Raw genomic sequence first — 13,242 nt, 5'->3', positions numbered from 1 at the left:
AAGTCAGCCGGTTTGATTGATCAGATCGGCAACATTTTCGGGAATTGAGGTGTGCTTTTTCATCACGGTTTCGAGCGCCAGCACCAGTGCCAGCTCGACCTTGCCTTCCTTGCCCATCGATTTCAGGATCGAGATTGATTTTTCGACGCTAAATCGTGGCTTGTAGGCACGTTCTTCAAGCAACGCCCCCATGATATCGCAAATCGTAAGAATACGCGTCAGATCGGGAATGGCGTCCGCCGTCAACCCATCGGGATAGCCGCTGCCATCAAGATATTCGTGATGGTGTCTGACACTATGAAGGACGGCCGGGTCAAGATTTCCCTGTTCAGACAGCTTCTTGTACCCTTCGACAGGGTGACGTTTGATGATCTCGAACTCTTCGGGGGTAAGTTCCCCCGGCTTGTCGAGGATCGTGTCCGAAATCCAGATCTTGCCAATATCGTGCAGAAGCCCGGCCTCGGTCAATTTGGCGACGTCGGTTTTGCTCATGCCCGTACTTTGTGCAAAGGCACAGGCAATACCGGTCACCAGCAAGATGTGCTGGAATGTTGACTGGTGATAGACGCGCACCGTGCTTAGCCATTCCGAAATGCCCAGATCGGCAATGGCAGTTGCGATATTCTGGCCGGCCTCGTTGATCTGTTTCAGATCGACGGGCTGATTGCTGGTGATCTTGTCAAAGCTGTTCTGGATGGCTTTTGCTGCCAGCTGCGTGGTGGCGGTTGCAGTCTTGCCCGTCATGCCATAGGCCGTGCGGCGGTCTTCGATATAAGTCGCCAGCGACTTCTCCGATAGCGGCTTGAGAATGGTTTTGCGCGCGCCAAGTGCTGTGGCCTGCAACTCGTCTTGAAGGTTGCCTTTGCCGATTGCAATAATCTGGTCCGAGCCGCGTTCCGATACTTTGCGAAAGGCCCGAAGCCTGGCAATCATGTCCGGGTTCTGAAGATCGACATCTATGATCAGCGACATGATATCAGCCCGGATCGGCTTTGCCGGATCAAGCAGGCACAGATCAAACCCCATCAAGCTTTCCGGAAGCAAGTGACGGTGGTCCTGATCGCACAGGACGTGAATTATGTTTACGTTATCTTGCGGCACGGTCCCGACGCTTGCTCAATCTGTTCAAATCCCCTTCTTATCGAGTTAAAGTAGAAGAATGCGAAATTCAAGTGTTGGCTAGTCGTTGCTATGCACCGACAGGGCGTCAAGAATCTGTTTTTTGCCAATGGTTCCGATGGGGTGATTGTCGTGGCCCGTTACCGTGATTGCGGTATCCGAGCCAAGTGCCACAGGCAGGATATCCTCAAGCCGGGTATCGTAGCGGACCACATGCGCGGTTGAAAACCCGTCCGCGCCGGATGCCGGTTTTACCGGTTCCATGATGCTTCTGGCACGCAGGACCTTGCCCCGGTTCACATCCCGGGTAAAGGCCTGCACATAGGCGTCAGCCGGATTGAGAACAATTTCTTCGGGTCGGCCGACCTGGATGAGTTTCCCGTCCTTGAGGATGGCAATCCGGTCACCGATCTTGAGTGCCTCGTCAAGGTCATGGGTGATGAAGACAATGGTCTTGTGCAGTTCCGCCTGTAGCTTCATCAACTCATCCTGCATGTCCGATCTGATCAGGGGATCAAGGGCGGAAAAGGCCTCGTCCATCAAAAGGACTTCCGGGTCGGTGGCGAGTGCCCGGGCAAGGCCAACACGCTGTTGCATGCCACCTGAAAGCTGATCGGGGAACTTGGCTTCGTACCCGGCAAGCCCGACGCGATCAATCCATTTGCTTGCGGCTGCTTCGCGGGTTTTGCGATCAGTTCCCTGGATTTCGAGCCCATAGGCGACATTGTCCATCACATTGCGATGGGGGAGCAACCCGAACCGTTGAAACACCATGCCAAGCCGCTTGCGACGAAATGCATTCAGGGTCGGGATATCCATCGACAGAATATCTTCGCCGCCAAACGATACCTGGCCTGCGGTTGGATCAATCAGGCGATTAAGGTGGCGGATCAATGTCGATTTTCCGGATCCCGAAAGGCCCATGACCACAAATGTTTCGCCCTGTTCAATTGACAGGGACACATCATGAAGTCCCACTGTGTTGCCGGTCTTTGCAAGGATTTCTTCCTTGTCCGAGCCGGACTTTGCCAATTCAAGTGCAACATCCGGATCAGGACCGAATATTTTGAAAATATTGCGTATTTCGATATAGCTCATTGCCCATCCTCCGCGCTTGATGTGCGCTGGGATCGCTTGCCATAGGCCTGGCCGATCCGGTCAAAGACAACCGCCAGAAGCACAATCGCAATGCCGGCTTCCATGCCTGCGCCGACATCAAGGCGCTGGATACCCATCAGGACCTGTTCGCCAAGGCCGCGTGCACCGATCATGGACGCAATCACCACCATGGAAATGGACATCATGGTTGTCTGGTTGATGCCCGCCATGATGTTGGGAAGGGCAAGCGGCAGCTGAACACCAAACAGGATCTGTTTGCGGCTGGCGCCGAACGAACGTGATGCTTCAAGAACTTCGGGATCGACCAGACGAATACCAAGATCGGTCAGGCGAATGACTGGTGGTGCGGCATAGATCACGGTGGCCAGAATGGCCGGTACCTTGCCCAGCCCGAACAGCATCAGGGCAGGGATCAGATACACAAAGCTTGGCATGGTTTGCATGGTGTCCAGGACAGGCAGCATAATGGCCCGCAACCGGTTGGACATTGCCATTGCGATGCCGACCGGAACCCCGATGACGACCGAAAGCGAGGTCGCAACAATCATCAGGGCAAGGGTTTGCATCGCCTTGTCCCAAAGGCCCAGCGTGCCGATGGCAAACATCGCGATCACAAGGCCGGCAACCAGCTTCCAGTTTTTGCTGGCATGCCAGGTGATGGCAGCAATCGCAATCAGGATCAGCCACCATGGCGCACCACGCAGAAGTTGTTCCAGCGCGACCAGAATGGTCAGCAAGCTGTCGGCAAAGGCCTCGAACGCTGTGCCATAATTGATGACCAGCCAATCAACGAACTGATTGACCCACTTGCCCAAAGGCACATTCAATTGTTCCGGAAACATGGCGACGGCAGGCCCGTGTTGCTCAAAAAATCAATGAGTTTGAAAGCCTAACAAGTTCGATCTTTCCATGCGACTGTAAATCGAGCGACGCCTGACATCTCCTGACAGTTTTTGGTCTGTCCGCAAAAAAAAACACCCCGCAGAATTTGATCTGCGGGGTGTCTGGTCTTTCAAATCAGGCGGATGCCTGAAGGAACGGCTTGCCGGAATTACTTCGCAGCAGCGCGAGCTTCTTCAAGCCAGCCATCAAAGATTTCGCGATGTGCCTTGATCCAGGCATCAGCGTGACGGCCGATGTCTTCGGCGGACTTTTCGCCATCGCGCATGCGCAGGTTCTGAGCCGAAATGTCATTGGCCGAAACTTCCATGACTTCAAACAACTTGGCTGCTGCCGGGTTGGCTTCTGCCCATGCCTTGTTGGCGATGATCTGCTGGTTGTTGACCTGGAAACCGAAATCCGAACCATCCGGAAGGGAGGTATCGGCATCTTTACGTTCGCCCGGAAGCGACGAGAACGGTACCTGCAGCCAGGTTACGTCTTTGCCCGGAACCAGAACGCCCGAAACCCAGTACGGGGTCCAGGTGTAATACAGGATCGATTCACCGGCTTTGTAACGGGTGATGGTATCGGCGATGATGGCCGAATAGGAACCCTGATTGTGGGTTACGGTGTCACGAAGGCCGTATGCGTCAAGGTGATGTTCGATCACACCTTCACAGCCCCAGCCCGGGTTGCAACCCGAAAGGTCGGCTTTGCCGTCGCCATTATTGTCGAACAGTTTGGCAATTTCCGGATCAGCAAGCTGGCTGACATTGGTGATGTTGTATTTGTCGGCGGTTTTCTTGTCGATCAGGTAGCCCTGAAGCGCGCCCGGCGAATATACGCCCTTGCGATAGATTTTCTCGTCACCGCCAGCAGCCGTGTAGAAATCGGCATGAAGCGGGTTCCAGTGGTCAGCCAGGAAAGTTGCATCGCCGTTGCCGATGGCAACGTGACCGGCAGCATATTCGATTTCCTGGATCGGCTTGACGTCATAGCCCAGTTCTTCAAGTGCCTTCATGACCAGAAGGGTCTGGAAGGTTTCTTCGGCGATCGAGCTTTTGAGCGGCTGAACTTCGACGCCTTTGCCCGGCATATGATGATCGGCAAATGCAGCACCGGTCATCAGCATGGAGCCGGTAACGGCAATCGCAGCGCCGGTTGTCAGTTTTTTGAGGATCGTCATGAGCTTCTCCTGGTTTTAATGAGCCTCGGACAGTTTATCTGTCCCTGTTCTCCAAACTGACGGAACCGCTCCTGGTTCCGTCAGCTATCTCGTTGTTCGGTATTATTTCTTGCCAAGGATCGACCGTACGACAGCAGCAGGGCCGCTTTCATACCAGTGACGGGTTCCCTTGGATCGCTGGTCGCGGCCCAGCGCCTGGGTCATGCGGTCAAGGACAATCGCCAGAAGGACGATGCCAATGCCGCCAACCGTTGCCAGACCCATATCCAGTCGGCCGATGCCACGCAGGACCATCTGACCCAGACCGCCAACCGCAATCATCGAGGCAATCACAACCATCGACAGCGCCAGCATCAGCGTCTGGTTAACGCCAGCCATGATGGTCGGCATCGCAAGCGGTAGCTGAACCCGGAACAGAAGCTGTTTCGGGCTGGCACCAAATGACCGCGCAGCTTCGACCAGATCACCGGGGACCTGTCGAATGCCAAGAATGGTCAGGCGGATCAGCGGCGGCAGGGCAAAGATGATGGTAACCACCACACCCGGCACGTTGCCGATGCCAAACAGCATGACAATCGGCACCAGATAAACGAAGGCCGGTGTTGTCTGCATGGCATCAAGGATCGGACGCACGGCATTGGATGCGCGTTCGTTACGCGCCAGCCAGATACCGGTCGGAAGGCCAATCACAACACAGAAAAAGACCGATGTGATGACAAGCGACAGCGTCACCATTGCTTCGGACCAGGCACCTATCAGACCGACCGCAATCATCGATGCCAATGTCCCGATGGCCAAACGACGTCCGGCAAGCTGCCAGGCAATCAGCGCCATGATGATGATGACAAGGATCGCCGGGGTTGCTTGCAGCCCGGCTTCAACACCGCTTAGAACCGCATCAATCGGCCAGCGGATGGCCTGGAAGACGCTTCGGAAATTCTCGACAATCCATTCAAGACCGTCATTGACCCAGCCATCAAGCGGGATCAGCGCATCCTGGAACGGGTGGAAAATATCAAAATGCTTTTCCGGGGCAGGGGCCGCGTTTGACAGCCAGTCAGACGATGCTGCGGCATCGCCACCGGTACTGCCGCCCGGGCCGCTTGCCGCGGCATCCGGGCTTGCGCTTCCCCACGGGTTGCTGGTTGTGCTTGTTGCGGATGAACCCGCACTGTCAGCGGAGCCGGCCTCTGTGCTCTGGCCCCAAGGATTACTGGTATCAGCCATTGGTGCCGTCTCCTTCTCGGTCAAGGGTTGCCAACAGGTTGGCTTTCTTGATCACGCCCATGTATTTGCCGTCTTCTGCGATGACGGGAACGCCGCATGGTGCATGCGCAACCGTCCCGATCAGATCGGAAAGCGGTGTGTCATGGGAAACCGGTTCGACATTTGGCAGGAAGGCCGCCGACAGTTTGTCCGCACCTGATTTGATGGCTTCGTCAAGGCTGTCGACAGAAATGATTCCATGGAAATCAAGCTTGTCACCGACGATATACCCATATTCGCGGTCTTCATTGCGCAGACGGTTAAGGGCGGTCTTAAGGCCAACGCCTTCGCGTTCGATAACCGTGACCTGACGTTTTGACGCAATGTCTTTGGCGCTCAGAATGGTGGAAACATCAACACCGCGGAAGAACGATTTGACGTAGTCATTCGCCGGGTTGTTGAGGATTTCTTCCGGGCTGCCGACCTGAACCACAATCCCGCCTTCCATAATGGCAATGCGGTCACCAATGCGCATGGCTTCGTCAAGATCATGCGAAATGAAAATGATCGTGCGTTTGTGTTCACGCTGAAGCGTAAGCAGTTCGTCCTGCATTTCTGTCCGGATCAGCGGATCAAGTGCGGAAAATGCTTCGTCCATCAGCATGACGGCCGGGTCATTGGCCAGTGCGCGGGCAAGGCCGACGCGCTGCTGCATACCGCCGGAAAGTTCATCCGGATAAGAATTGGCATGGGCCTTAAGGCCAACCTGATCAAGGGCGGCAAGAGCGCGTTCATGACGCTCGGCCTCGTCAACGCCGGCCAGTTCAAGGCCAAAGGCAGCATTATCGATGACGGACAGATGCGGCATCAGGGCAAATGACTGGAAAACCATGGCCATGTCGCTGCGGCGCAGGGCGCGCAATTCTTCGTCCGACATCGCGGCAATATCGACGCCATCATACAAAACCTGACCCGATGTCGGTTCAATAAGACGGTTCAAAAGCCGCACCAGGGTGGATTTTCCTGATCCCGACAGGCCCATCACCACAAAAATTTCACCTTCATGGACGGTGAAATTGGCGCCACAGACACCGACGGTCTGGCCGGTCTTGTCGAAAATTTCGTCCTTGTCGATACCGTCATTGATCATTTGCATGGCCTGATCAGGATGGTCGCCAAAGACTTTATAGAGGTCTTTTACAACGATTTTTTCGGTCATGAGCCCTTATCGAATTTTGGCGATGAACATCTTGAATCCCGCCAGGACAAAACGTTGGCGCGATCATGGTGCCCGTCGGATTTTTTCATTGTGAAACCCGCAAGGCGCCTTTGGACCGGATGGCCGCCAGGCGCAGGTTCCCCCAAGTCTCGTTATATTCGTTAAGGCGATAGTTACAGCTCAAAACATTTGATGTCAAATTATAATGGCGTTAAGTTGGGCGCAACGAAGAACGGAAGGAGCCGCATCAAGATGGGGTCGGAACAGCCAAAGCGTAGGGAATTTCTCGATGTTCTTGTCGCATTGCGACAGATTATCCGAGCAACGGATCTTCATTCAAAACATGTGATGAAGGTTTGTGGTCTTACGGTTCCGCAGCTGGTTGTGTTGCTTGCGATCGAAGAACTTGGTGCGGTTACTGTGCGTGAAATATCTCGCCACGTGTCGCTTAGTCAGGCGACGGTAACCACAATTCTGAACCGTCTTGAAGAACGCGGTTTTATCGTGCGCACGCGCAATGCCAGCGACAAACGTGTCGTCAATAGCAGCCTGACCGACAAGGGGCGGGAAGTTCTGATCAATACGCCACCTTTGATGGATGGCCATTTCATGTTGCGCTATGAAATGCTTGATCTGGATGAACGCAAGCAGATCCTTGATTCGTTGCAGCATGTTGCCCGTTTGATGGATACGACCGAAGTCGATCCAAGGCCGCCGACCCGAACAGATGGTTCTTCGCCTTATGGTGATTGATGATCATTCACCATTGGCATACGGGCAGGCAGGGCAGCAGATGGGCCAAGTATTTTATCTCCGCGTGCCCGGGTTAATTCAGTTCATTTTTCGGTTTCATCCAAATTCTGTTTCAGACGATCAAAAATTGCCTGAATTTGTTTCGGGCTTGCGCCGGTGAGGGTGGAACACTCGTTCGCATCGCAACCGGCTGCCATATAGTTTAATGCATTTGACACTGCGATCGCTTCGTCGCGTGTAAGCAACAGAGATATTTTGCTGTCATGCTCTGACATTTCGGGTTCCTTGCAGCTTTGATCTGTTTCGGTTTGTCATGCCCGGCTGCGTGCCGGGCATGATTATTAAAATCCAGTCCTGTCAGGTGTCATTTTTGCTGGTTGTAATAGGTAACGCCATCCGTGGGGCGAAATGCCGTGCCGCAATCACCTGCATTTGCATTGGTGATGATGATTGTGCCGGTACGGCTGTCCCAGTATGCCGCGCGGCTATTGGCAAGCGACTTGTTTTCGCTGGGAGCGTCCAGAATGCCCTCCAGGAAAGTGGCAAACTCGCCAGCACTGGCGATGGTGGCGTCCGGAAAAGCCAGATTGTCAATGACTTTTCCCTTAACAAATTCGTCCTTGTGTTTGGTATAGGCATGCCCGTTTGCGATCGTCGTGGCAAAGGCGGAATTGGTGGTGGCCGTGCAAGAAGCTGCATGCGATGGGGAAGGTACAACGACCGCACCAAGCGCAATCATGATTCCGGCCATGATCACGTGGCGCGCAAGACCACGCAAGGCATCAAAACGGATTTTCATCTCTGTTTCCTTTGGTTGTTTTCACTTGGAAAATGAGCTGAGTTAGCCCGTCAGGATGACGCCATGCCGGAATGGATGTGATGGCAGGGGCAAAATGCGCAAAAAATACGGGGCGGAAAATGATCCGCCCCATACATCAAAATCAGTTGTTTGAAGTGCCTTTTGCAAGGTTGCTTTACACAGCAGCTTACAAAGCGGCCTCAACCCGGGCGGCGACCTTTTCCGGCACCCAGGCTTTCCATACATCCGGTTTTTGTTTCAGGAAATAAAGTGCCGCGCCTTCGGGCTTTTCGTTATTTTCCTGCATATAAGCCAGCATTTCCGAAACAAGTGCATTGCTGGTCTCATAATGGGTCAGAAACTCGATCAGTTTCGGCGCGGATTTCATGAAGTCGGAATTGACGCCGACCGTCACCGTGCTTTGCGGATATGCGGTTGCCTTCTTCGGGGAAGGATCGGTTTTCAGCGCATCAAAAATGGTCTGGTCATAGGCCGGTTCTTCGAGCCGATAGCTGTCATAAAGCCCCATGACCCAGGTTGGTCCCCAGTAATAATAAAGTGCCGGCTTTCCGCGTTTATGCGCAGATGCGATTGCCGCGGAAAGTGCCGCACCGGTGCCGGGGCGGAAATTGGTAAAGCTGTCATCAAGCTGATAGGCCGAAAGCTTTGCCGAGTTGACCTTTTCACATACCCAACCCGACGGGCAGTTATAAAAGCGCCCTTTGCCGGGTTCTTCGGGGTCTTCGAACAAGGATGCATATTTTGGCAGATCATCAACCGATTTCAGATCCGGTGCCATCGGCTCGATCCCGCGTGCGGCATCGCCTTCGATCACATAGCGCGGGACAAACCATCCTTCGACAGCATCGTCAAAATTCACCCCGATCTGGCTGACGGTTCCGGCGGCCTCTGCCTTTTTCCAGGCATCGGCCACATTGTCGCGCCAGATTTCCATGACGACGTCAACATCGCCTTTGCCGGCACCGGTCAACAGCGGAATGACATCACCGGGCAGGGCATCGGTTTTGCAGCCATACCCCTTTTCGATGATGAACCGTGCGACGGCATTGTGAAAAAGCGCACTGTCATAATTCAGGCCGGCAAACATGACGGGGCGATCAATTTCGCATGTCGCGTCCTGCGCCTGTGCGGTTGAAATGAATGTGGAAAATGCAAGGCCAGCGGCCATCAGCATTGCGGCTCCGGTAGGCAGGGTTTTCATCCTTCTGTCCCTTCGTGGTTGCGGTCCGGAATCGCATCAAATGCACTGCTTTTGCCCGGTAATTGCGTGGCTCATCCTGGTTGGGTCCCCCGATGAAGCCGACAGTGCCCCTGATACAGGTGGTTAAAGTCCCATGCGCAAGTTTAACCGGGCGCGCAAAATGGATGCAACCCCCGGTGCGTCAGTTAACCATGATGTGATCCCGGTCAGTTGCAGCAATGATGACAGATTGCTCCTGACAATGATGGCAGGAGATGTCAGCTATACTGGATGGAATTCATGCCGATATTCCCGTGAAATCCGGTCTGCTTGCCGTTATGGTGGGCAAAACAAACCTGTGGGGCCCGCGATGATGCATTCCAGTCTGTTCGTCTTTGATATTGAAACCGTTCCCGACATTGATGTTTTGCCGCAACTGACTGGTGAAACGGCACCTGATCCGGAAACCGGACAGAAGATGCTCGAAGATTATCATCTGGAAATCACCAGCGGTCGCAATGGGTTCCCCCGTCAACCGTTTCACAAGGTTGTGGCAATCAGTTTTCTGCGTGCAACCATCCAGCGCGATGGTGATCTTGAAATGTACGAGATCGAAGAATTGCGGTCCGGCGGGGATTTGACATCCGAGGAAAAGGATCTCGTGAACGGGTTCTTTGCCTATTGCGGAAAGCTTTATCCCAGACTGGTCAGCTTCAATGGGCGGGGGTTTGATTTGCCGGTTCTTAAATACCGCGCGATGAAGCATGGCGTTACGGCGCGCTGGCTGCATCAGGCATCGAACAAATGGGAAAACTACACATCCCGTTATGCACCGAACTGGCATTGCGACCTTGCCGAAGTATTGTCTGATTACGGTGCATCAGCCCGCACCAAGATGAATGAAGTCTGTGCCGCACTGGATTTGCCGGGCAAGACTGGTGTTGATGGCAGCAAGGTCTCGGACATGTTTGACAATGGCGAGATCGATGGCATTCGCCGTTATTGTGAAACAGATGTGCTCAATACCTATTTGCTGTATCTGCGCCATGCTTTGCATACCGGGCTGACCGATCATGACGGATATAATCACGCGATCAATTTGACGGTTGGCTGGCTTGAAGAACGGGCAGGGGACATTCCCGCCTATCAGGAATTTTTGGATGCATGGCGTGCCTCAAGCGGCGGGTCGTTCAACGTTCTCTAGGAGTTCAAGCATTCTTTCAATGCGGGGTGCGATGGAGTGATGTGAATCACACTGCGGGCGGCCTTAGGATGAAACCTTATTGAAATGATGGCGGATTGCTCTTAATTGCAAGCGCGGTTGCAAATTAATTGCAACTTCATGGGAGTTGAGACGTAATCACGTTCAATAGGGATCGTTCAGATGGAAATCAGGAAATTGATCGGTGGTGCCGTATTCGGTGCGACCACCTTTGCAGCAGCCATTGCCAGCGCACAGGAAGTGAATGTTTATTCCCTTCGCCAGGAATTCCTGGTCGAGCCGCTGTTTGAAAAATTCACCGAACAGACGGGCGTTAAGGTCAATGTGATCTTTGCGGAAAAAGGTCTGGTCGAACGTATCAAGCAGGAAGGGGCGAACAGCCCGGCCGACATTCTGATGACGGTCGACATCAGCCGCATTCAGCAGGCTGTTGATGCCGGCGTAACCGAAGCCGTTTCCAATGATGTCATCAATGGCAACATCCCGGCGCATCTGCGTGATCCCGAAGGTCACTGGTTTGCGCTGACCCAGCGTGGTCGTGCAATCTATGCGTCCAAGGACCGCGTGGCCGAAGGTGAAATCACCTCTTACGAAGATCTGGCGGACCCGAAATGGGAAGGCAAAATCTGCACCCGTTCCGGCACGCATGTTTATAACGTTGCGCTGTTTGCATCGATGATTGCAGTTCATGGCGAAGAAAAAGCCAAAGAATGGCTCGAAGGTTTGAAAAACAACCTTGCCCGCAAGCCGCAGGGCAATGACCGCGCCCAGGTGAAGGCGATCAAGGAAGGCGTATGTGACGTCGCGATCGGCAATACCTATTACTATGGCAAGATGCTCGACAACGAAGAGCAGCGCCCGTGGGCAGAGTCGGTCAATATCGTCTTCCCGAACCAGGCAGATCGTGGCATGTCGATGAACATCTCGGGCATGAGCCTGATCAAGGATGGCCCGAACCGCGAAAACGCCGTGAAGCTGATGGAATTCCTGACCGGCGATGTCGCTCAGCAAATCTATGCAGAGGTCAATTACGAATACCCTGTGAAACCGGGTGTCGAATGGGCCGAGAACGTCAAATCCTGGGGCACCTTCAAGGCTGACGAACTGCCGCTTTCCGATATTGCACGTCTTAGCCCGGATGCGATCAAGCTGGTCGATACGGTCGGCTACAACGAATAAATCGCTGATTCTGAGAGCAGAATTTTTGAAGGGATGGCACATTGCCATCCCTTTTTCATATTTGTGGTTAGGATGGCCAAAAAGCCGCATTTGTCCGCATGTCAGCCCTTTAACATCGAAAATCTGTGCTTTCGGGCTTGCAAGAACCGGGCTCTGGCCTTTAATTTCGCCGACGGCGAATACAAATCATTCCTAATTGCTGTTTGTTCGCACAGCACATCCACAAGAGGCATTCATGATTTTTCTGCGCAAAACGGTCTATGGTCTGGTCGCGGCGGCAATGGGACTTTCGATGGTTCAGGGCGCCAATGCAGCAGAAGAAGTGAATGTCTATTCGTTACGACAGCCATTCCTGATCGAACCGATGTTCAAGCGTTTCACCGAAGAAACCGGTATCCGGGTCAATACGCTGTTTTCGCAAAGTGGTCTGGTTGAACGGATCAAGCATGAAGGGCGCAACAGTCCTGCTGACCTGCTTCTGACGGTTGATATCGGTCGTATTCAGGATGCCGTTGATGCCGATATCGCCCAGCCGCTGACAAGTGACGTGCTCGAAGCAAACATCCCGGACCAGTTTCGCGATGAAAATGAATTGTGGGTTGGTCTGACGACCCGTGCGCGTGTGCTTTACACATCGCTTGACCGGGTCGCACCGGATGCGATTTCCACCTACGAGGAACTGGCCGATCCGAAATGGAAAGGCCGGATTTGTGTGCGGTCGGGCATGCATGTTTATAACATCGCGCTGATCGCATCGATGATTGCCCATCACGGCGAAGAATATACGAAAACCTGGCTGACATCGGTGAAGGAAAATCTGGCGCGCAAGCCCCAAGGGGCCGATATCGACCAGATCGAGGCCGTCTCGCAGGGCGTATGTGATCTGGCGATCGGCAATTCCTATTATTACGGCAAGATGCTGGATGACCCGAACAAGGCCCCGGCAGCAAAACAGGTGCGCATTGTCTTCCCGAACCAGGGTGACCGGGGTACGCATGTCAATATTTCGGGTGTCGCCCTGATGAAACATGCCCCGAACAAGGAAAACGCCATCAAGCTGGTCGAGTTCCTGTCAGGCGATGAAGCCCAGCACATGTATGCCGACGTCAATTTCGAATATCCGGTGAAGCCGGGTGTGGCATGGTCGGAAATGGTGCGGTCCTGGGGTACCTTTACCCATGATGAACTGTCTTTGAACAAGATCGCCGAAAATCGCGGCGCGGCCATTCGTCTGATCGATGAAGTCGGCTTTAACGAATAAATTCATCACGCCATAACGCCCCTGTCTTCCGGATAGGGGCGGCAAGCTGGTTGGTATAATTGATTTGTCTGAATTGATTTCCCGGACACATTGGGC

Annotated in this window: 13 protein-coding genes; 4 read left to right on the top strand and 9 right to left on the bottom strand. The window is 53.7% G+C overall.

All coding sequences use genetic code 11. From position 1 onward, the window contains the following. Positions 1-3: 3 nt before the first annotated feature. The 6 genes from SIB88_RS13805 to proV form a co-directional block, all read right to left on the bottom strand. Positions 4-1,026 carry an HD-GYP domain-containing protein gene (locus SIB88_RS13805; protein WP_412558288.1) on the bottom strand — a complete coding sequence of 341 codons (1,023 nt, stop codon included), beginning with the start codon at positions 1,024-1,026 and terminating at the stop codon, positions 4-6. Positions 1,027-1,179: 153 nt separating this feature from the next. Beyond that, positions 1,180-2,217, bottom strand: a complete 1,038-nt coding sequence (locus SIB88_RS13800; protein WP_412558287.1) for a quaternary amine ABC transporter ATP-binding protein — start codon at positions 2,215-2,217, stop codon at positions 1,180-1,182. Further along, positions 2,214-3,080 carry an ABC transporter permease gene (locus tag SIB88_RS13795; protein WP_068519347.1) on the bottom strand — a complete coding sequence of 289 codons (867 nt, stop codon included), beginning with the start codon at positions 3,078-3,080 and terminating at the stop codon, positions 2,214-2,216. Before SIB88_RS13795 ends, SIB88_RS13800 begins: the two co-directional genes overlap by 4 nt. 209 nt (positions 3,081-3,289) lie before the next feature. Next, on the bottom strand, positions 3,290-4,306 hold the full coding sequence (gene proX / locus SIB88_RS13790) for a glycine betaine/L-proline ABC transporter substrate-binding protein ProX (RefSeq protein ID WP_068519348.1): 1,017 nt from the start codon (positions 4,304-4,306) through the stop codon (positions 3,290-3,292). Positions 4,307-4,408: 102 nt separating this feature from the next. After that, entirely contained in the window at positions 4,409-5,533 is a 1,125-nt protein-coding gene (gene proW, locus SIB88_RS13785; protein WP_206927495.1) for a glycine betaine/L-proline ABC transporter permease ProW, read from the bottom strand. Then, positions 5,526-6,731 carry a glycine betaine/L-proline ABC transporter ATP-binding protein ProV gene (gene proV, locus SIB88_RS13780; RefSeq protein ID WP_068519350.1) on the bottom strand — a complete coding sequence of 402 codons (1,206 nt, stop codon included), beginning with the start codon at positions 6,729-6,731 and terminating at the stop codon, positions 5,526-5,528. Before proV ends, proW begins: the two co-directional genes overlap by 8 nt. Positions 6,732-6,983: 252 nt before the next feature. Between proV and SIB88_RS13775 the strand changes: the two genes are divergently transcribed. Further along, positions 6,984-7,484, top strand: coding sequence for a MarR family winged helix-turn-helix transcriptional regulator (locus SIB88_RS13775; protein WP_412558286.1), 501 nt, complete (start codon positions 6,984-6,986; stop codon positions 7,482-7,484). Between the two features lie 83 nt (positions 7,485-7,567). On the opposite strand, the gene SIB88_RS13770 is transcribed toward SIB88_RS13775, so the two are convergent. The 3 genes from SIB88_RS13770 to SIB88_RS13760 form a co-directional block, all read right to left on the bottom strand. Continuing rightward, positions 7,568-7,759: a hypothetical protein gene (locus SIB88_RS13770; RefSeq protein WP_068519352.1), complete on the bottom strand. Its 192-nt coding sequence runs from the start codon at positions 7,757-7,759 to the stop codon at positions 7,568-7,570. Positions 7,760-7,848: 89 nt separating this feature from the next. Next, positions 7,849-8,283, bottom strand: coding sequence for a hypothetical protein (locus SIB88_RS13765; RefSeq protein WP_286884851.1), 435 nt, complete (start codon positions 8,281-8,283; stop codon positions 7,849-7,851). Positions 8,284-8,470: 187 nt separating this feature from the next. Next, positions 8,471-9,505: an ABC transporter substrate-binding protein gene (locus tag SIB88_RS13760; protein ID WP_068519354.1), complete on the bottom strand. Its 1,035-nt coding sequence runs from the start codon at positions 9,503-9,505 to the stop codon at positions 8,471-8,473. A gap of 349 nt (positions 9,506-9,854) precedes the next feature. Here SIB88_RS13760 and SIB88_RS13755 point away from each other — a divergent pair, with 349 nt between their 5' ends. The 3 genes from SIB88_RS13755 (at position 9,855) to SIB88_RS13745 (ending at position 13,146) form a co-directional block, all read left to right on the top strand. After that, positions 9,855-10,688 carry a 3'-5' exonuclease gene (locus tag SIB88_RS13755; protein ID WP_412558285.1) on the top strand — a complete coding sequence of 278 codons (834 nt, stop codon included), beginning with the start codon at positions 9,855-9,857 and terminating at the stop codon, positions 10,686-10,688. Positions 10,689-10,868: 180 nt separating this feature from the next. Beyond that, the gene (locus SIB88_RS13750) at positions 10,869-11,885 is read left to right on the top strand and encodes a Fe(3+) ABC transporter substrate-binding protein (RefSeq protein WP_068519355.1); all 1,017 of its coding nucleotides are present in this window, start codon (positions 10,869-10,871) and stop codon (positions 11,883-11,885) included. A 235-nt stretch (positions 11,886-12,120) separates the two neighbouring features. Next, positions 12,121-13,146 carry a Fe(3+) ABC transporter substrate-binding protein gene (locus tag SIB88_RS13745; RefSeq protein ID WP_114112462.1) on the top strand — a complete coding sequence of 342 codons (1,026 nt, stop codon included), beginning with the start codon at positions 12,121-12,123 and terminating at the stop codon, positions 13,144-13,146. Positions 13,147-13,242: the final 96 nt, after the last annotated feature.

The organism is Thalassospira sp. MIT121401 (genome assembly GCF_047125595.1).
GTDB classification, from domain to species: domain Bacteria; phylum Pseudomonadota; class Alphaproteobacteria; order Rhodospirillales; family Thalassospiraceae; genus Thalassospira; species Thalassospira povalilytica.
The sequence above is the reverse complement of the archived record's forward strand: the minus strand, read 5'-3'. Positions and strand labels throughout refer to the sequence as shown.